Genomic DNA, 17,917 nt, shown 5'->3' on the forward strand with positions numbered 1-17,917 from the left:
GCCAAGCCGGCGACGCCCGCTCCCAAGCCCGCCCCCAAGCCGGCCGTTCAGGAGCCGAGCGTTTCCTGCTTGGCGACCGGCTTGGGCGGGGTGGACGCCGCCGGGGCCTCGGCCGGGAGCTCCGTCTTCTGCGCCGGGGCGGGTTCGCTCACCGGCTCGGGCTTGGCCGCCTCGGGCGCCGTGGCCACCACAGGGACCGCGGGGGCCTCGCTGCCGCCGCTGGAGCGGCCCACGGCATAGGCGCCGGCCAGCAGAGCGCCGGCAATGGCCACGGCCGCAATGGTCTGGCTGGAGTTGAGGGACAGGTTCATCGCGATCCTCCTTGTTGTTCATGCATGCCCTGTGCCGCAACACCGGGCCTGCGAACTTAACGCCTGAACAGGCGCCGCGCCGACCTGTCTTTGTAAGCGCTTGTGCCCGGCCTGTCCATCAGCGGCCAGGCCCCGCTCAGCCCAGCAGGGGCGCGAGCGCGCGCTGGGCCTCGCGCTCGTCCAGGGCCATGCGGGTCGCCCAGTCCTGCAGCTGGTCCTCGCCGATGCGGCCCACATTGAAATAGCTGGACTCGGGGTGCGAGAAGTAGAAGCCGCTGACGCTGGCCGCCGGGGTCATGGCCATGGCCTCGGTCAGGCCCATGCCGATCTCGGCCGGGTTCAGGGCCTGGAAGAGATCGCGCTTGACCAGATGGTCCGGGCAGGCCGGATAGCCGGGCGCGGGGCGGATGCCGCGGTAGGCTTCAGCAATCAGGGCCTCGTTGTCCAGGCCCTCGTCCGGCGCATAGGCCCAGAACTCCTGGCGCACGCGCTGGTGCAGACGCTCGGCAAAGGCCTCGGCCAGACGGTCGGCCAGGGCCTTGAGCATGATGGCGGAGTAGTCGTCATGCTCGGCCTCGAACTGGGCCTCCTTCTTGTCCACGCCGATGCCGGCGGTGACGGCGAAGAGGCCGATGTAGTCGGGCACCGTGCCCCTGGGCGCGATGTAGTCGGCCAGGGCGCGATTGGGGCGCTTGACCCCGTCCACCACCGGGCGCTCCGACTGCATGCGCAGGCCGCGCCAAGTCATCAGCACCTCGCTGCGCGACTCGTCGGTGTAGATCTCGATATCGTCGTCATTGACCTGGGCGGCCGGGTAGAGGCCGAACACGCCATTGGCCTGCAGCCAGCGGCCTTCGATGAGGCGCTGCAGCATGCGCTTGCCGTCGCTGAACACGCGCTGGGCCTCGGTGCCCACGATCTCATCCTTGAGGATGGCCGGGAAGGGGCCGGCCAGGTCCCAGGTCTGGAAGAAGGGGCCCCAGTCGATGGCCTGGGCCAGATCGGCCAGATCGTAGTTGCGGAAGACGCGGCGGCCGATGAACTTGGGCACCGGCGGCCGGTAGCCGGCCCAGTCCAGCTGCAGCTTGTTGGCGCGGGCCTGGGCCAGACTGACCAAGGGCGTCTGCTTCTTGCTGGCGTGCAGCTCGCGCACCTTCTCGTAATCGGCCTTGAGCTCGTCAATGAAACGGGTGGCGCGCTCGTCCGAGAGCAGCTCGGTGCACACGCCCACCGAGCGTGAGGCATCGGGCACATAGACCACCGGGCCCTCGTAATGCGGGCTGATCTTGACGGCCGTATGCACCCGGCTGGTGGTGGCACCGCCGATGAGCAGGGGGATCTTCTTCATGCGGAAGTAGTCGTCGCGCTGCATCTCGGCGGCCACATGCTGCATTTCCTCGAGGCTGGGCGTGATCAGGCCGGAGAGACCGATGATGTCGGCCCCCTCCACCTTGGCCTTGGCCAGGATGTCCTGGCAAGGCACCATCACGCCCATATTCACCACCTCGTAGTTATTGCACTGCAGGACCACGGTGACGATGTTCTTGCCGATGTCGTGCACATCGCCCTTGACGGTGGCGATCACGATCTTGCCCTTGGGCTTCACATCGCCGCCGGCCGCGGCCAGCTGGCGCTTCTCTTCCTCGATATAGGGCACGAGGTGGGCCACGGCACTCTTCATCACGCGCGCGCTCTTCACCACCTGGGGCAGGAACATCTTGCCCTGGCCGAAGAGATCGCCCACCACATTCATGCCGGCCATCAAGGGGCCTTCGATCACATGCAGGGGCCGGCCGCCACCGGCACGGATGGCCTGCCAGGCTTCCTCGGTGTCCGCCACGATGAAGTCGGTGATGCCATGCACCAGGGCATGACTCAGACGCGCATTCACATCGCCGGCACGCCAAGCCAGGCGGGCCGACTCGTCCTTGCCGGCGCTCTTGGCACGGTCGGCGATCTCGATCAGGCGCTCGCCCGCGTCGGAGCGGCGGTTGAGCACCACGTCTTCCACGCGCTCGCGCAGCTCGGCATCCAGATCGTCGTACACGCCCACCATGCCGGCATTGACGATGCCCATGTCCATGCCGGCCTTGATGGCGTGGTACAGGAAGACGGTGTGTATGGCTTCGCGCACCGGCTCATTGCCGCGGAAGCTGAAGGACACATTGGAGACGCCACCGCTGACCTTGGCGCCGGGCAGGTGCTGCTTGATCCAGCGCGTGGCCTCGATGAAGTCCACGGCGTAGTTGTCATGCTCCTCGATGCCGGTGGCGATGGCGAAGATATTGGGGTCGAAGATGATGTCCTCGGCCGGGAAGCCCACCTCGTCCACCAGCATGCGGTAGGCGCGCTCGCAGATCTCGATCTTGCGCTGGAAGGTGTCGGCCTGGCCGGTCTCGTCGAAGGCCATCACCACGGTGGCGGCGCCATAGCGCTTGAGCAGCTTGGCCTGGCGCTTGAACTCGGCCTCGCCTTCCTTGAGCGAGATGGAGTTCACGATGCCCTTGCCCTGGATGCACTTGAGCCCGGCCTCGATCACCTCCCATTTGGAGCTGTCGATCATGATGGGCACACGCGCGATCTCGGGCTCGCTGGCGATCAGGTTCAGGAAGCGCACCATGGCGGCCTTGCTGTCCAGCATGGCCTCGTCCATATTGATGTCGATGACCTGGGCGCCGTTCTCCACCTGCTGGCGCGCCACGGCCAGGGCCTCCTCGAACTGACCCGCCAGAATCATGCGGGCAAAGGCCTTGGAGCCGGTCACATTGGTGCGCTCGCCGATATTGACGAAGAGCGAGTCCGCGCCGATGAGCACCGGTTCCAGCCCGGAAAGCTTCATCGGGGGCGGGGTCTGGGCGGTGGTGCTGGCGGTCATGGCGGCCTCGGTATCACGAAGGAAATGGGGCCGCGAACTCACCGCGGCCACGGACGGTGCGTGGATCGGTGAGCGTCGTTGCGTGGGCCGGTGCATCACCGCCCCTGTTCCGAGCCTGGCGGTTCAACCGTCGCAACGCTCCTCGGACCGTGCGCGATTTTACGCGCAAGCCCGCCCCTGAGGCTCAAGCCCGCGGTCAGCGGGACGACAATCCCTGCAGACCAAGAGCGAGACACCGTGGACCTGATTCCCCTGCCCCCCCAAAGCCTGCGCGTCGGCCAGCTGCTGGAGTTCTCCATCCGCGACGCCGAGGGCAAGCTCTTGATCGCCCGCGGCCAGCGCCTGGAGGACAGCCCCAAGGTCCGCGCCCTGATCGAGCATGGCGCCTTCGTGATGGCCGAGGAAACCCGGGAGTACCAGCGTGCCATGGCCCACAAGGCCGATACCCTGATGCTGCGCGGCGCCACCCTGGGTGAGATTTCGCGGGTGCGCAGCGACTTCAGTGCGCGTGGCGATCGCGGCCAGACACAGACCCCCACCGACGAGCGCGCCGCCTGGGCCGATCTGCTGCTGCACACCCACAGCCTGCTGCGCGAGCCGCGTGCGGAAGACTTTCTGCCCCGCTTCGAGGGCCTGACCCAGGACCTGCTGCGCCGCACTCGGCAGCAGACCGATCTGACCCTGATGCTGTTGATCCAGGAGGCCAGCCAGGAGCACCAGCACTACAGCGCGCGCCACGGTCTGCTCTGCCTGTGCGTGGCCGAACTCTGCGCCCGGCAGCTGGGCTGGCCCGAGGAGCAGCGCGCGGTGCTGGCCCGCGCCGCGCTGAGCATGAACATCGCCATCAGCAGCCTGCAGGACAAGCTGGCCGCCCAGCAGGAGCGCCCGGACGAGGCCCAGCGCGCCATGCTCAGCGGCCATGGCGACCGCAGTGCCGAGCTGCTCCAGCAGCTGGGCGTGAGTGATGCGCTGTGGCTGCAGGTGGTGCGCCTGCACCACGAGGCGGGCCCCGGCCCGCTAGAGGGGCGCAGCCCGGCCGAGCAGATGGCTCGCGTGCTCAAGCGGGTGGACATCTATGGCGCACGGCTTTCGCCGCGCCGCAGCCGCGCCGCCTTGTCGGCGGCCCAGGCCGCGCGAGCGGCCTATCTAGACGAGCTGCAGCACCCCGACGCGCCCGGCTCGGCCCTGATCCAGTCGGTGGGCCGCGATCCCCCGGGCAGCGTGGTGCGCCGGGCCCATGGTGAGCAGGGCGTGGTGGCGCGCCGCGGCCACAGCGCCAATGCGCCTCTGGTTGCGGCCCTGCTGGGCCGCAGCGGCAACCCCTTGAGCGAGCCGGTGCTGCGCGACACCCGTCTGGCCAGTCAGGCCATCGCCGCCAGCCTGGCGCCGCACGAGCTCAAGCTGCGCCTGAATCTCGACAAGCTGCTCAAGCTCTACTGAGCGCGCTCAGTCCTGCACCAGCTCCGTGAAGAAGCGCTGGCCACTGACCCGCGGCTTGTAGGCCGAGACGCTCTGGGCAATGGCGGCGATATGCGCCGGCGTGGTGCCGCAGCAGCCGCCCGCGATGTTCAGGAAGCCGGCGGCAGCAAACTCGCCCACCAGACGGCCGGTCACATCCGGCGTCTCGTCGAAGCCGGTATCGCTCATGGGATTGGGCAGGCCGGCATTGGGGTAGCAGCTCACCGCCACGTCGCCCGCTGCCTTGGCCAGCTCCTCGATATAGGGCCGCATCAGGGTGGCGCCCAGGGCGCAATTCAGGCCGATGGCCAGGGGCTTGGCATGGCGCACCGAGTGCCAGAAGGCCGTCACGGTCTGGCCCGAAAGGATGCGGCCCGAGGCATCGGTCACGGTGCCGGAGATGATGACCGGCAGGCGCTCGCCGGTGTCGTCCATCAGCTCGTCCAGGGCGAAGATCGCGGCCTTGGCATTGAGCGTGTCGAAGATGGTCTCGACCAAGAACAGGTCCACCCCGCCCTCCAGCAAGCCCTTGGCCTGCTCGTAGTAGGCGGCACGCAGGGTGTCGAAATCGATATTGCGGGCGCCGGGGTCGTTCACATCCGGGCTGATGCTGGCGGTGCGCGGCGTGGGGCCTAGGGCGCCGGCGGCAAAGCGCGGCTTGTCGGGCGTGCTGTACTTGTCGCAGGCGGCACGGGCCAGGCGGGCGGCGGCCACATTCATCTCATAGGCGAACTCGCCCAGCTCGTAGTCCTCCTGCGCCACCGAGGTGGTGCCGAAGGTATTGGTCTCGATGATGTCGGCCCCGGCGGCCAGGTACTGCTCGTGGATCTCGGTGATGACCTCGGGACGGGTCAGCACCAGCAGATCGTTATTGCCCTTGAGGTCCTTGTGATGCGCGGCGAAGCGCTCGCCGCGGTAGTCGGCCTCGCCCAGCTTGTAGCGCTGGATCATGGTGCCCATGGCACCGTCGAGGATGGCGATGCGTTGTTGCAGAATGGCGGGCAACTGGGCGCCGCGCGTGTAGGCGGCCGGGGTGGAGGCAGAACTCATGCCGCCATTCTAGGCAAGGCGTCAATACCCCCTTCCATGAAGCACCTGCTCCCCAAAGAGGCCCACGCCTATCTGCAAGCCCATCCCGAGGCCCTGCTCATCGACATCCGCATGGAGCTGGAATACCTTTATGTGGGCCACCCGCCCGGCGCCATCCATGTGGCCTGGTACGAGTACCCCGAGATGCACGCCGACCCCGAACGCTTCGTCAGCCAGGTGCGGCGCGAGGTGGACGGGGCCCTGGACCGCCCCCTGCTGCTGCTGTGCCGCTCCGGCACCCGCACCCTGCCCGCCGGCCAGGCCCTGGAGGCCGCGGGCTTCAGCGAGGTGATCAATATCGTGCACGGCTTCGAGGGCGACCCCGACGAGCATTTCCATCGCAACACGCTCAACGGCTGGCGTTTTGAGGGGCTGCCGTGGGAGCAGATGTAGCCGCCGTTGCGGCTGCCGCGACATCACCCCTTTGGGCCGTAGGCAGGGCCGCGCGGCCCTGCTAGCGTGCGGGCACCTGCATCGAGGATGCCCATGAACACCAAAGCCCTGTCCTGGATCGCCAAGATCGCCGCCGCGCTCTTCGGCCTCTACATCGTCTTCAGCCTGCTGAACCCTATCCGCATCGTGCAGTCCGGCACGCGCGGCGTGATCACCACCTTCGGCAAGGTCGATCCCGAGCCGCTGGGCGAAGGCATCCACTTTGTCGTGCCCCTGGTAAACCGGGTGCACATGATCGATGTGCGCCTGCAGAAGAACGAGGGCAAGGGCGTGGCGGCGTCGCGAGACCTGCAGCAGGTCTCGGTGTCCGCCGCCTTGAACTGGCGCCTGGACCCCGCCCTGGTGGCCCAGACCTTTCAGAACATCGGCAACGAGCATGCGGTGGCCTTGCGCGTGATCGAGCCGGCAGCTCAGGAGGCCACCAAGGCCATCGCGGCTCAATACACGGCCGAGGAACTGGTGACCAAACGCACCGAGGTGAGCGGCAAGATCCGCGATGCGCTGGAGCAGCGCCTGCGCCGCCACGGCGTGATCGTCGACTCGCTAGCCGCCGTGAACTACGACTTCAGCGCCGTGTTCGACAAGGCCATCGAGGCCAAGGTGGAGGCCGAGCAGAAGAAGCTCACCGCCGAGCGTGACCTGGAGCGAATCAAGGTGGAGGCCGAACAGGCCCTGGCTAAGGCCCGCGGCGAGGCCGAATCGCTCAAGGCCAAGCGCCTGGAGATCACGCCCGACCTGCTGCGCCTCAAGCAGCTGGAGAACGAGGCCGAAGCCATCAAGAAGTGGAACGGACAGCTGCCGCAGTACACAGGCGCCGGCACACCCTTCGTGCAGCTCAATGGGGCTGGGAGCAGCAGCAAGTAAGACATCCTGCCAGCAGCGCGGGAAGACAGGGCCGCGCTCAGTCTTTTAAGCGCAGCAGGGACTCATCCCGCCAGTAGCCCATCTCCGCATAAAAGGTCTCCCACACGCAGGCGGCCTCGCAGCCGCTATCGCAGCAGTTGTCGGGTTCCGCGGGCGGCTCGCCGAGCGCCACGCCACGCTGGGTGGCCCGGGCCTGCAGCTCGCGGCGGACGGCCAAGGCACTGGCACGGTCGGTGATGGGGCGATGAATCATGGCCCCGCATTGGAGCAGAATGCACCGGAGTGCGAGACCGGCTCAGTACATCGTGCGGGCCTGCCGCGCCTCCAGTTCAGCGTCATAGGCCGCACCGTCCACACGCGGGCTCAGGGCCTGCAGGATGGCCCCGGTGGACGGCAGGCTGGCACGCTCGATGCGGCTGGCCGGGTCCCACAGGCCCGAGCGCTTGATGGCGCGCGCGCACTGGAAGAAAACCCGCTTCACCTCGATCACCAGCACCGAGCGCGGCAGCTTGCCCTCGAACTCGAAGCGGGCCAGCAGGTCCGGCGCCGTGCTGATGCGACCCAGGCCTTGCACCCGCAAGGCCTCACCAATGCCGGGAATCAGGAAGAGCAGGGCCAGCTCGGGGTCGTGCAGCAGATTGCGCAGGCTGTCGATGCGGTTGTTGCCGCGGCGGTCGGGCAGCAGCAGGGTGTGGGCATCGGCCACCTCGACCAGGCGGCCCGCGGGGTCGCCACGCGGTGAGGTGTCCAAGCCGCGCGGGCTGCGCGTGGCCAGCACGCAAAAGGGCGCGGCCTCGATGAAGGGGCGGTACAGGGGGTGCACATGATCGCACTCCTTGTCCAGCGTGGCCGGCGCCTCGGGCGCCGGATAGACGGCGCGCAGCTTGTCCAGGCTGTCCAGGTCGTGGCGGCGGTCCAGCCAGGGCGCGAGCTCGCTCATCAACGCCCCCCAAAGACCTTCTTGAGGATGGCGCTGCCACTGGCCACCGGGTCCTGGCGGATCTTCTTCTCTTCCTCGCCGATCACCAGGTAGAGCCCGTCCAGGGCCCGGCCGGTGACGTATTGCTGGATATTGGCGTCCACGCCGCGCACCAGACCCAGGCCGGCGGCCTTGCCGGCCACGGCGTTGTACTTGTCGGCCAGGGCCACGCGCTCGGTGGCGCGGCTCACGATGGGCAGGAATTTGGCCGAGAGCGGCGTGCGGGTCTTGCTCTCGAAGAAGCGGGTGGCGGCATCGTCGCCACCGCGCAGGATCTGCAAGCCGTCTTCCACACTCATGCTCTTGACCGCGTTCACCAGCAGCGCACGGGCCTCGGGCACGGCCGCCTCGGCCGCCCGGTTCATGGCGGTGATCAGCTCGTCCACGCGCCGCCCCTGGCCGGTGGCCTTGAGCAGCTTGGCCGCATCCTTGAGGTAGCCCGGCAATTCGATGCGAACGCGCGGATTGGCCAGGAAGCCGTCATTGCGCCCCAGCAAGCTCACGGCCGCCACGGCGCCCTGCTCCAGCGCCGTGCGTATGCCCACGGCGGCATCGCTCTCACTCAGGGCCAGGGCGGGCCGGACCCCCAGGCCCAGCAAGAACAGGCCGCTGCCAGCCTGCTGCAGAAATTGGCGTCGCGCTGCGGTATCCATGGCGGGGCATCCTCCTTGTGGTCTGCCCAGCATAGCAAGCCGCCGCTTCAGTCCGCCGTGGCGGAATCGGGCTCAGCGGCCTCATGCAGGGACAGCACATCCTGGTCGATGGCGCCAAACAGGCTCTGTCCGTCCAGGCCCTTCATCTCCATGCGGATGCTGTCGCCGAACTTCATGTACTCGGTGCGCGGCTCGCCGTGCTCCAGCGTCTCCAGGGCGCGCTTCTCGGCAATGCAGCCATAGCCCCGGCTCGCGTCCTTCGGGCTCACCGCGCCCGAGCCCACGATGGAGCCGGCGCGCAGGGCCCGTGTCCTGGCCAGATGGGCGATCAGCTCGCCAAAGTGGAAGTGCATCCCCTCTCCCGCCTCGCACTGGCCGACCTTGCGGCCATTCCACTGCGTCTGCAGGTTCAGATGGACACGCCCGCCCTTCCAGGCCTCCCCGAGCTCGTCGGGTGTGATCGCCACCGGGCCGAAGGCCGTGGCGGGCTTGCATTGCGGCAGGCCGCGGCCGGGTTCGGCCTGCATCAGCTGGCGCAGGGTCCAGTCATTGACAAGGGCGAGCAGGCGCACGCCCTCCAGGGCCTGGGCCGGTGACGCGCCCAGGGCCACATCGCCCGTGATGACGGCGATCTGCGCCTCAAAGTCGGGGCCCATGGCCTCGGCGGCAAAGCGCGCCGGTTCGCAGGGGCCCAAGAAGGCGTCGCTGGCGCCCCGCTGCAGCAGGGGCTCGCGACTAAGGCCATCGGGCAGCTCCGCCCCGCGCGCCTGATGAAGCCGCTCCTGGTGGCTCAGATAGGCCGAACCGGAAAGCCACTGATAGGCCCGAGGCAGGGGCGCCATGCAGAGCTTGGGGTCAAAGGCAAAGGCGTGACGCGCACGGCCGTGATTGAGCGTGGTGTAGAGCTCCTCCAGCTGGGGCGAGAGGAAGTTCCAGTCATCCAGCACCTGCTGCAGGCGCGTGGCGATGCCATTGGCGTAATGGGCCTGGCTGAGGTCGCGCGAGACCACGACCAGCTGGCCGTCGCGCGAACCGTCCTTGTAGGTGGCGAGCTTCATCGGATGGAGGAGATCCGCAGGAGGACGAACATGGCAGCATTGTCCAATGAGTCTTCACCCCCGCCTCGCCCGCGGGCTGCCGGCCGCCGTGCTGGCAGCCCTGGGCCTGCATGCCGCCCTGGGCTTGTGGTGGATGGAGGCAGGCGCGCCACGCTCCAGCCCCGGCACGCCCTCGGCAGCTCCCTCTGCAACTTCCTCTGCAAGGCCCACCAGCAGCATGCAGACGCGGCAACAGACCGTGGCGGCCGCCGCCCCCCCCTCCTCGGTCGATCCCGACATGCGGCAAGCCGCCGCCGAGCCCGCCGCAAAGCCTGCCGCGCCACAGCCCAGGCCCGTGCGCCCCATGAGTCTGGCCGGGGCGACGCCAATACCTGCGACATCATCTGCGGCACCGTCTGCGGCATCATCCGCCCCTGCCCCGGGGCTGAGCGCGCCGGAGACGCCGGACAGCGCCAGGCGCTACCTCGCCGCGCCCAGCCTGCACTGGCAGTACCGCCTGCAGCAGGATGAGCAGGACGGCTGGGCCCGCCTGCATTGGCAGAACGCCGAGACCGACGGCCGCTACCAGGCCCGCTTGCAGCGCGAGCTCGCCGGCCGTCCCCTGCCTGCATGGCGCAGCGAAGGCGGCTTTGACGCCCTGGGCCTGGCGCCGACTCGCTTTGCCGAACAGCGACGAGCGCAGCAGGACAGCCGCGCGCTCAACTTCCGGCGCGAGCAGGGCCTGATCAGCTTCTCGGCCAGCCCTGAGCAGATCCCTCTGCCCGCCGGCGCACAGGACAGGCTGAGCTGGATGCTGCAACTCGCCGCCCTGCTGGAGGGTGATCCCCGTCTGCGCCAGACCGGCAGCCGCATCCAGCTGCCCGTGGCGGGCGTGCGCGGCAGCTTGGCCGACTGGGAGTTCGAGGTCCTGGGCCGGCAAGACCTGAGCCTACCCGTGGGCACGATCACGGGCGCCCTGCATCTGCGGCGCGCCGCACCCGGACTCTACGAACCTCAGGTGGAGGTCTGGCTGGATCCCGCGCGCCACCATCTGCCGGTGCGGCTGCTGCACAGCCAGGGCGATCGGCTGCGCTGGACGCTGGAGTTGCAGACCGAGGCGCTGCACGGCGCGCCACTGCCCTGACCCGGCATCATGACGGCAAAAGCGCCATGGCGTGAACTACTGACGCTCCAGCACCACAAGCACCGTGGGGTATCCCCCGAAACGCAGGCCCTTCTGCCAGTATTTCTCCAAGGCCGGGCTTGAAAGCGCTTAGGCTGACCGCAGCTACCGGGCAACGAGGAGTCATCATGCACATGCTCTACAACTCCCCCAGTTTCATCGTGGTTCAGTTCGATGTGCCCGTGGAAGGCCTGCTGCAGCACGATGCCAGCCAGCCCGAGCTGCAGCTCAGCCGCGGCGGCTTCGAGATCGTGGACAAGTACGCCCGCCGCGAGATCTTCATTGAGGGCGCGCTGGCCGAGCAGTTCCAGCAAGGCGTCGAATCGCTGATGGAGCAAGACCCCAGCGAAGAAGATATCGATGACTTCATCGAGACCTACGCCAATCTGGGTCAGCAGCCCGTGGTGATGCACTGAGGCCTGCCCCCCCAAATCCACATCCACCGCTGCCGGGCTTGACAGCACGGCACACTGAGACAAGATGGGGCTGATTCCGGCGCCCCACCGCGCCGGTTCCGTGAGGAGTGCCCCATGGTGAAGCGCATCAGCGACCCACGCGTACTGGCGTCTCCGGGCCTGGCCCGGGCTCCGGTGCTGGACCGCATGTGCTCGCACTTCGTGCTCACGCTCACGGTCAAGCACGCCGCTCGCTTCAATCTGCGGCGCGACTTCAACGGCCTGCTCTCCTTCACCGGTCGCCATCTGGTCTGGCCGCTGCGCGTGCTGGCCAGGCTGCGTGCCTATCTGGCCCAGCGCTGCCAGGGCAATGAGCTCTGGGCCGGCCACACCTCGCTGAGCGACGAGGAGTTCCTCGATCGTTACGGCATCTGGCACGGCCCCTTTGCCGAGGCCACACTCTTCTTCTACCTGGACGAATACATCAAGGACGCGCCCAAGGACATGATGGCCTTGCTGGCCACCACCTGCGAGTGGCTGGACCGCCAGCTCAAGAAGGAATCGACCCTGGTCGAGAAGAACATCGCTGCCCTGGGCCAGCTGCTGCAGCTCAATCCGGCGGAGCGCGCCATCCTGCTCTACGGCACCCTGGCCCGCTATCAGCGCGAGCTGCGCGGCGCCCTGGTGGAGTTCAAGGTCAACACCGCCCAGGAAGCCTTTGCCGCCATCGCCGCGGTGGCCGATGTCAACGCCCAGGAGGTGGCCGAGGCCCTGCGCGCCGGCTCCCGCCTGGAGCGCATCGGCATGGTGGAGAACCTGATCTCGGAGCACAACATCACCGATCTGGCCGACCTGATGAAGGTCAGCGACCAGCTGCCCCCCGTGCTGATGCGCGAGTACCCCGCGCCCGGGGATCTGATGGCCGTATTCACCCGCCCCGCTGCCAAGAGCGAGCTGCGCCCGCAGGACTTCGAGTTCGTGACGCAAGACCTGGCGCTATTGGGCGGCCTGCTGCGCGAGGCCGTGGCGCGCCGCCAGCCGGGTGTGAACGTGCTGCTCTACGGCCCGCCCGGCACCGGCAAGACCGAACTGGCCAAGGTGGCGGCCGAGGCCGCGGGCCTGCAGCTCTACGAGGTGGAGTACGCCGACCGCGATGGCAACTCCCTCTCCGGCCGCGACCGCTACCGCAGCCTGCAGATCAGCCAGCAGTTTCTCAAGGCCAGCTCCGATGTGGCCCTGCTCTTCGACGAGGTGGAGGACGTGTTCCCGCCCCTGTCCACGGACACCGTGCAGCTGATGGCCCGGCTCGACGCCGCGCTGGACGCGCCGGCCTCGGGCTCGGTCTCGGGCAAGGCCTGGGTCAACCAGATCCTGGAAACCAACCCCGTGCCGGTGATCTGGGTGACCAACCGCATTGAGCAGATTGACCCCGCCTTCCGCCGCCGTTTCCAGTACCACCTGGAGCTCAAGTCGCCACCGCCGGGTGCGCGGGCTGCGCTGGTGCAGCGCGCCCTGGGCGGGGTGCAGGTGAGCGCCGAGTTTGCCGCCCGTCTGGCCGAGCGTCGCGGCCTCACGCCCGCCCAGATCCGCACCGCGGTGCGCTTTGCCGAGCTGGCCGCGCCCGGCAGCGGCGAAGCAGGCCTGGACGCCGAGGCCCTGATCGAGCGCCAGCTCGCCAATGCCGACCGCGCCCTGGGCCAGCTGGGCCAGGACCATGCGCGCCGCCCCGTGGTCACGCGCTATGCGCTGGAACTGCTGAATGTGGAGTCTCGCTTCGAGCTGCCCCGCATCGTCGAGGCGCTGCGCCGGCGCGGCAGCGGCAATCTGTGTTTCTACGGCCCGCCCGGCAGTGGCAAGACCGCGCTGGCCGAGCACATCGCCCAGGAGCTGGGCCGGCCGCTGATGATCAAGCTCGCCAGCGATCTGGCCAGCAAGTTCGTCGGTGAAACCGAGCAGAACATGGCCCGCATGTTCGAAAGCGCCCAGACCGAGGGCGCCGTGCTGCTGTTGGACGAGGCCGACAGCTTTCTGCGCAGCCGCCGCATGGCAGAGCGCCACTACGAAGTGAGCGAGGTCAACGAGATGCTGGCCGGCATGGAGCGCTTTGCCGGCGTCTTCATCTGCACCACCAATCTCTTCGAGGAGCTGGACGAGGCCGCGCTGCGCCGCTTTGCCTTCAAGATCCGCTTCAAGGCCCTGCGCCCCGAGCAGCGCGAGCTGATGTTCGAGCGCGAGTCCGGCACCCCGCCCGATGCCGATCAACGCCGACGCCTGGTCGCCCTGGACCAGCTCACCCCCGGCGACTTCGCTGCCGTGCGCCAGCAAGTCGAGATCCTGGGCGAGGCCTTCAGCCCCGACGAGTTCCTCAGCCAGCTGGAGGCCGAGCACCGGGTGAAACCGGAGGTACGGCAGCGGCGGGCGATGGGGTTCAGCTAACAAGCATGGCCTTGCTGCCGCCCCACCTACTGGGTGCGCCGCCCAGCGGCCTCAATAGTCGACGACGACGTTCAGGTAAGCCCCGCTCCAATTGGGTGTGCGGCTACTCAGCACATCACGTATGCCCTGGCCGGGCAAGGAGGTTGAGATGCCAGCGGACACAAAGGTGTTGCGGTTCACGACGCGGTTGTATTCAAGGAACAGGTCACGCGCGAGCTGGGGAGTCGTAACGCCCGCCACGAGGTTGGCGCTCGAGCCACTGGTGTCGAAGCGGGTGGCCTGACCAAACTGTATGGGACTGCGCAGCTGGTTGGCCCGGATCACCGCATAGCGCAGGGTCAACACATGCTGGGGCGAGGGCTGCAGCTTGAGCGCGAACAGATGCGCGTTGACGTTCGAGTTCACAAAGGCCATCGAGGACTTGGAGCCCGTGGACCAGGCGCTGGGATTGCCCTCGTAATACAGGGGATCAAAACGCTCCAGTCGGCTGGTATTCGGATCGTCGCCGGAGAAGCTTTGATAGGCATAGCTCAGGACCGGCGACCAGGGCTGCCGCGCGAGGCGGTACTGGGCCTGCACCCGCCCCGCCCAGGCGCGCAGATTGATGCGCTCGTTCCACTCGTATGCCAGGTCGGCCGAGAGCTGCCAATGCTCAAGCAGGCCCTGCAGAGGTCCGATGGATGAATAGATGCTCAGGGCTCGCGTACCCTCGCGTGCGCCCGGCAGCACACTGGGCGCGCCCACACCGCCCGGTGCAGCCTGGGCATAGGGCGAACCTGAGTTGATCACGCGCAACAGGGTTGCACCCAGATAAGCCCCTTGCGCGTCGTCCGTGCGCAAATCCAAACCCGCCAGACGGTTCTTGCCGTCCGAGGAGAGCAGCTCGTTGGGACTCAGGAAAAAGGCCGTGGCGCGGTACGGTCCCGCATCAAGCATGGCCATGGCACTCTCGTCCCAGGCCTTGCGCGGACCAAACTTCAGGGCACCCCGCTCAAACCCGTTGGACGCGCCGTTTGAAATCAGCATGCCGGTCCCCAGCTTCAGCTCGCGCCGCCCCAGCGAGAGCTCATAGCCCTGCCCGGCCGCTATCGCCCCCTTCCAGCCCAGATAGGCCTCCTCAAACGTCACGGCGCCGGTATTGCCCTCAGCGAAGGCATCCGTGCCACTGGTGTAGGAGGCAACGGCCGAAAGTTTCCCGTGCAGCGTATTCCCGCCACCCAGCGCGTGCTGCAGGCTGAGCCCCGGTTTGACATAGGACTCCAGCCACTGCTTGTTGGCGTCATAACCCTGGCCCGCAGCACTCAACTCGGCAAGGTTCCAGAACAGGTGACGCTCCGCCACCGCATTCAGGCCAGCTTGGAAGTGCCAGCGCCAAGGGCTGGGCTCGGCCGAGCTGATGCCAGCCTGCACAGACCCCTGAGCCCAGGCGGCACCCTGCATGGCAAGGCCCGGCATCAGTGTGAATACGGCCCGCAAAGCCCACCCCAAGCCCGACATGCATACGGACTTCATGACTTCTTCTCCCTCACAAGCAGGCTTGCATCGGACTGCGGCCAGTGCGCGAACCTCGCGCACTCCGCATCCTCACTGACCGAGCCCCGCGCTCTGGCCCCGCATGGCCATGAGCAGGAAGCTCGAAACGCAGGCACCGGAATGCATGGACGGCGGCGCCGCGCGCATCAGGGCCACCCCGCGGCGCACCTCGGTATCGGGCAGGCCCGACATCTCGGCATAGGAGGCCAGCACCTGCAGCGCGCGCGAGAAGGCCGCGCCCGACTCGCCGGCCAGGGAACGCTCCCATCCCTCGGCACGCTGGCCGTCGGCGTTGTAGATCACCCGATCTTCCTTGATGGTCTGCATGACCTTGAGGGTGTCGAGCTTCTCGGGATCCATGGCCGTGGGATCGGCGGAGAGCAGCACCAGATCGGCCAGCTTGCCTGGCGCAAGGGAGCCCTTGCTGGCTTCCTCAAAGTGCTGCCAGGCCGGCCAGAGGGTCATGGCCTTGAGCGCCGCCTCCACCTTGACGCGATGCTTGGGGCCCAGAATATCTCCGGACCGCGAGCGGCGCGTCACGGTTGAATACAGCACCCGTATGGAATCGGGGAAGGCCACCGGCGCATCGTGATGGGTGCCGAACATCATGCCGCGTTGCAACACCCAGCCCGTGGGCGAGATATCGTCGGCCAGCACGGGACCTACCGTGTGCTCCCGATGCCAGTCGCCCCAGTAGAAAGTGTGCATGGGGAATAGCGAGGGGAAGACAGCCAGTTCCTTGAGCGAGTCAAGCTGATCCTCGCGCAGGAACTGCCCGTGGATGAGCACCGGGCGCCGGCCGGGACCATGTTCAGCTTGTGCGGCACGGACGGCGCCGAGCAGCACGTCCGAGGCCCGCTCGCCGTTGGAATGCGTCAGGATCTGCACCCCGTTCTTGAAAGCCCAGGCGATGGCGTCAATGACCTGCGCCTCGGTCGCGGCGGGGTAGCCGGCATAGCCTGGCGGATAGTTGCCCACGGGCTTGTAGTAGGGACGATCGCGCCAGGCCGTGAAGCCCTGCGGGCTGCCGTCGATGGTGAGCTTGGCCCCGCCCACCCGCACCCGGTTCACATAGTTCTGTGACAGATTGGCCTTGATGAAGTCGCGGTCCACCAGCACGTCGGGGAAGGCCACGATGTCGATGTCAAAGCCGCCCTTGGCGGCCACCATGCGCAGCGTGCCCACCGTATCCGGCATGGCGCGCCCTTCCTGGGCCGTGGTGTAGCCGTAGCGAGCCCACAGTCGCGCGCCGGCCCGGGCAAACTCGGCAAAGCCTTCCGCACCCAGCCCGCTCAACAACTTCACCAGCGCGTTGAAGTGCGCCGTTTCCTCCATCACGCCGTCGGGCCGTCCATCCGCCAGACGCCGAATGATGCCGCCCGCGGGATCGGGACTGCGGGCGGTGATGCCCAGCTTCTTGAGTGCCGCCGTGTTGGCGGCGCCGAAATGGCCCGACTGATGGATGAGATAGACCGGAATGTCGGTCGACACGGCATCGAGATCCGCCGCCGTGGGGTGGCGTCGCTCGGCCAACTGGGCCGGGTCATAGCCAAAGCCCACAATGGCACCCAAGCGCTTGACCATGTCTGCCTGCTCGACATGCCAGGCGCGCAGCACGCCTTGCAGGGAGGCGATGTCCTTCACCTGGCCATCGGGCGGCGCCAGCAGATTGGCCGACGAGGCCTGCAAGCCACCACCCACCACATGACCATGGCTGTCCACGAAGCCCGGCAGCAAGGCGCGTCCACCGAGATCGACCATCACGGTCGCGGCGCCCGCATGGCGCATGACCTCGGCCCGGCTGCCAACGGCCAGAATGCGGCCCTGACGTGTTGCCAGGGCTTCGGCACGAGGCTGGGCATCTTCCATCGTCAGGATGGTGCCCCCCGTGTAGATCTTGTCGGCCTGCTCCTGTGCCGAGACCCAGGTCGCCACCAACAGCGGCATGGCGGCAGCCAGCATGCGCAGGTACCTTGCTCGCTGGACAGCGGCACGAACATGAACGTTGTGGGGTGGGTGATTCATGGAACTCCTCAAGGCCATCGCGGCAGTTCATCAAGACAGTCAAAACTGCTCATGCCGGTTGCAGTCAAGGCGGAACCCCTGGAAGGCTTTTGCAGCCGGACTCGCAGGATGACAAGGTTCCATGGCATCGTAACGGCATGACGCAAAAGGATTTGCCACATAGCCTGAAGATCGTCACCGTCTGGCTGGGCGTGACCCTGCTGGTGTTTCTGGGCTTCAAGGGCTGGGAACACCGGCAGCAACAGGCGCGCATCGAACTGCAGGACGGGCGCATCGTGCTGCAGCGCGCGCCGGATGGCCACTTCCACTGGCGGGGCAGCATCAACGGCGTGGAGGCCGACTTTCTGGTGGACACCGGCGCCAGCGGCACCGCCCTGCCCGAGGCCCTGGCCCGCCAGGCGGGCCTGCAGCCCGAAGGCGAGGTGCGCTCGCAGACCGCCGGAGGTCTGGTGATGGGCTGGCGCAGCCGGGCCACCATCACGCTGGAAGGCGGTGTACGCGCCGAGCGCCTGCCCGTCACGGTGCTGCCCGAGCTGCATGCGCCGCTGCTGGGCATGGACCTGCTGGGACGCATGCAGTTCAGCCAGAGCCAGGGTCGTCTCACATTTGAAGCGCCCTAGGCTTAC

At 67.7% G+C, this 17,917-nt stretch carries 16 protein-coding genes and 1 riboswitch; of the genes, 7 read left to right on the top strand and 9 right to left on the bottom strand.

Annotated elements, in window-relative coordinates:
• Positions 1-47: 47 nt before the first annotated feature.
• Both ACK5F2_RS04585 and metH read right to left on the bottom strand, forming a co-directional pair.
• Entirely contained in the window at positions 48-311 is a 264-nt protein-coding gene (locus tag ACK5F2_RS04585) for a hypothetical protein (RefSeq protein ID WP_409863107.1), read from the bottom strand.
• 136 nt (positions 312-447) lie between these two features.
• A complete protein-coding gene (metH, locus tag ACK5F2_RS04590) occupies positions 448-3,186 on the bottom strand; it encodes a methionine synthase (RefSeq protein ID WP_409863109.1) in 2,739 nt (912 codons plus the stop codon).
• A 63-nt stretch (positions 3,187-3,249) separates the two neighbouring features.
• Positions 3,250-3,336, bottom strand: a riboswitch (S-adenosyl-L-homocysteine riboswitch).
• Between the two features lie 87 nt (positions 3,337-3,423).
• On the opposite strand from metH, the gene ACK5F2_RS04595 reads away from it, so the two are divergent.
• On the top strand, positions 3,424-4,626 hold the full coding sequence (locus ACK5F2_RS04595) for an HD-GYP domain-containing protein (RefSeq protein WP_409863111.1): 1,203 nt from the start codon (positions 3,424-3,426) through the stop codon (positions 4,624-4,626).
• 6 nt (positions 4,627-4,632) lie between these two features.
• Here ACK5F2_RS04595 and ACK5F2_RS04600 read toward each other — a convergent pair whose 3' ends face one another.
• Entirely contained in the window at positions 4,633-5,694 is a 1,062-nt protein-coding gene (locus ACK5F2_RS04600) for a homocysteine S-methyltransferase family protein (RefSeq protein ID WP_409863112.1), read from the bottom strand.
• A 36-nt stretch (positions 5,695-5,730) separates the two neighbouring features.
• On the opposite strand from ACK5F2_RS04600, the gene ACK5F2_RS04605 reads away from it, so the two are divergent.
• Entirely contained in the window at positions 5,731-6,126 is a 396-nt protein-coding gene (locus ACK5F2_RS04605; protein WP_409863114.1) for a rhodanese-like domain-containing protein, read from the top strand.
• A gap of 93 nt (positions 6,127-6,219) precedes the next feature.
• Positions 6,220-7,050 (top strand): prohibitin family protein, encoded by an 831-nt coding sequence (locus ACK5F2_RS04610; RefSeq protein ID WP_409863116.1) that lies wholly within the window; start codon positions 6,220-6,222, stop codon positions 7,048-7,050.
• Positions 7,051-7,087: 37 nt separating this feature from the next.
• On the opposite strand, the gene ACK5F2_RS04615 is transcribed toward ACK5F2_RS04610, so the two are convergent.
• Genes ACK5F2_RS04615 through ACK5F2_RS04630 form a run of 4 tightly spaced genes read right to left on the bottom strand, consistent with a single transcriptional unit; the run spans position 7,088 to position 9,740 of the window.
• Positions 7,088-7,303: an oxidoreductase-like domain-containing protein gene (locus tag ACK5F2_RS04615; protein WP_409863118.1), complete on the bottom strand. Its 216-nt coding sequence runs from the start codon at positions 7,301-7,303 to the stop codon at positions 7,088-7,090.
• A 42-nt stretch (positions 7,304-7,345) separates the two neighbouring features.
• The gene (locus ACK5F2_RS04620) at positions 7,346-7,990 is read right to left on the bottom strand and encodes a pyridoxamine 5'-phosphate oxidase family protein (RefSeq protein ID WP_409863120.1); all 645 of its coding nucleotides are present in this window, start codon (positions 7,988-7,990) and stop codon (positions 7,346-7,348) included.
• Positions 7,990-8,682 (bottom strand): DUF4197 domain-containing protein, encoded by a 693-nt coding sequence (locus tag ACK5F2_RS04625; protein WP_409863122.1) that lies wholly within the window; start codon positions 8,680-8,682, stop codon positions 7,990-7,992. Before ACK5F2_RS04625 ends, ACK5F2_RS04620 begins: the two co-directional genes overlap by 1 nt.
• A gap of 47 nt (positions 8,683-8,729) precedes the next feature.
• A complete protein-coding gene (locus ACK5F2_RS04630) occupies positions 8,730-9,740 on the bottom strand; it encodes a fumarylacetoacetate hydrolase family protein (RefSeq protein WP_409863123.1) in 1,011 nt (336 codons plus the stop codon).
• 46 nt (positions 9,741-9,786) lie between these two features.
• Here ACK5F2_RS04630 and ACK5F2_RS04635 point away from each other — a divergent pair, with 46 nt between their 5' ends.
• The 3 genes from ACK5F2_RS04635 to ACK5F2_RS04645 all read left to right on the top strand — a co-directional run bounded on the left by ACK5F2_RS04635 (position 9,787) and on the right by ACK5F2_RS04645 (position 13,733).
• On the top strand, positions 9,787-10,863 hold the full coding sequence (locus tag ACK5F2_RS04635) for a DUF3108 domain-containing protein (protein WP_409863124.1): 1,077 nt from the start codon (positions 9,787-9,789) through the stop codon (positions 10,861-10,863).
• Positions 10,864-11,030: 167 nt separating this feature from the next.
• A complete protein-coding gene (locus ACK5F2_RS04640) occupies positions 11,031-11,318 on the top strand; it encodes a DUF3567 domain-containing protein (protein ID WP_133601598.1) in 288 nt (95 codons plus the stop codon).
• 114 nt (positions 11,319-11,432) lie between these two features.
• Positions 11,433-13,733, top strand: a complete 2,301-nt coding sequence (locus tag ACK5F2_RS04645) for an ATP-binding protein (RefSeq protein ID WP_409863126.1) — start codon at positions 11,433-11,435, stop codon at positions 13,731-13,733.
• 51 nt (positions 13,734-13,784) lie between these two features.
• Here the strand turns inward: ACK5F2_RS04645 and ACK5F2_RS04650 are convergent, their stop codons facing one another.
• The gene (locus ACK5F2_RS04650) at positions 13,785-15,245 is read right to left on the bottom strand and encodes an alginate export family protein (protein ID WP_409863128.1); all 1,461 of its coding nucleotides are present in this window, start codon (positions 15,243-15,245) and stop codon (positions 13,785-13,787) included.
• A 72-nt stretch (positions 15,246-15,317) separates the two neighbouring features.
• Complete coding sequence (locus ACK5F2_RS04655) at positions 15,318-17,228, bottom strand: amidohydrolase (protein WP_409863130.1); 1,911 nt, start codon at positions 17,226-17,228, stop codon at positions 15,318-15,320.
• A gap of 200 nt (positions 17,229-17,428) precedes the next feature.
• Here ACK5F2_RS04655 and ACK5F2_RS04660 point away from each other — a divergent pair, with 200 nt between their 5' ends.
• Positions 17,429-17,911 carry a TIGR02281 family clan AA aspartic protease gene (locus ACK5F2_RS04660; RefSeq protein WP_409863131.1) on the top strand — a complete coding sequence of 161 codons (483 nt, stop codon included), beginning with the start codon at positions 17,429-17,431 and terminating at the stop codon, positions 17,909-17,911.
• The last annotated feature ends 6 nt before the right edge of the window (positions 17,912-17,917 follow it).

The organism is Roseateles sp. (assembly GCF_046300915.1).
Classification (GTDB): domain Bacteria; phylum Pseudomonadota; class Gammaproteobacteria; order Burkholderiales; family Burkholderiaceae_C; genus Kinneretia.

Coding starts and splice junctions, on each gene's coding strand:
- ACK5F2_RS04585 (WP_409863107.1), bottom strand. CDS start 311: ATGAACCTGTCCCTCAACTCCAGCCAGACCATTGCGGCCGTGGCCATT.
- metH (WP_409863109.1), bottom strand. CDS start 3,186: ATGACCGCCAGCACCACCGCCCAGACCCCGCCCCCGATGAAGCTTTCC.
- ACK5F2_RS04600 (WP_409863112.1), bottom strand. CDS start 5,694: ATGAGTTCTGCCTCCACCCCGGCCGCCTACACGCGCGGCGCCCAGTTG.
- ACK5F2_RS04605 (WP_409863114.1), top strand. CDS start 5,731: ATGAAGCACCTGCTCCCCAAAGAGGCCCACGCCTATCTGCAAGCCCAT.
- ACK5F2_RS04610 (WP_409863116.1), top strand. CDS start 6,220: ATGAACACCAAAGCCCTGTCCTGGATCGCCAAGATCGCCGCCGCGCTC.
- ACK5F2_RS04615 (WP_409863118.1), bottom strand. CDS start 7,303: ATGATTCATCGCCCCATCACCGACCGTGCCAGTGCCTTGGCCGTCCGC.
- ACK5F2_RS04620 (WP_409863120.1), bottom strand. CDS start 7,990: ATGAGCGAGCTCGCGCCCTGGCTGGACCGCCGCCACGACCTGGACAGC.
- ACK5F2_RS04625 (WP_409863122.1), bottom strand. CDS start 8,682: ATGGATACCGCAGCGCGACGCCAATTTCTGCAGCAGGCTGGCAGCGGC.
- ACK5F2_RS04630 (WP_409863123.1), bottom strand. CDS start 9,740: ATGAAGCTCGCCACCTACAAGGACGGTTCGCGCGACGGCCAGCTGGTC.
- ACK5F2_RS04635 (WP_409863124.1), top strand. CDS start 9,787: ATGAGTCTTCACCCCCGCCTCGCCCGCGGGCTGCCGGCCGCCGTGCTG.
- ACK5F2_RS04640 (WP_133601598.1), top strand. CDS start 11,031: ATGCACATGCTCTACAACTCCCCCAGTTTCATCGTGGTTCAGTTCGAT.
- ACK5F2_RS04645 (WP_409863126.1), top strand. CDS start 11,433: ATGGTGAAGCGCATCAGCGACCCACGCGTACTGGCGTCTCCGGGCCTG.
- ACK5F2_RS04650 (WP_409863128.1), bottom strand. CDS start 15,245: ATGAAGTCCGTATGCATGTCGGGCTTGGGGTGGGCTTTGCGGGCCGTA.
- ACK5F2_RS04655 (WP_409863130.1), bottom strand. CDS start 17,228: ATGCTGGCTGCCGCCATGCCGCTGTTGGTGGCGACCTGGGTCTCGGCA.
- ACK5F2_RS04660 (WP_409863131.1), top strand. CDS start 17,429: ATGACGCAAAAGGATTTGCCACATAGCCTGAAGATCGTCACCGTCTGG.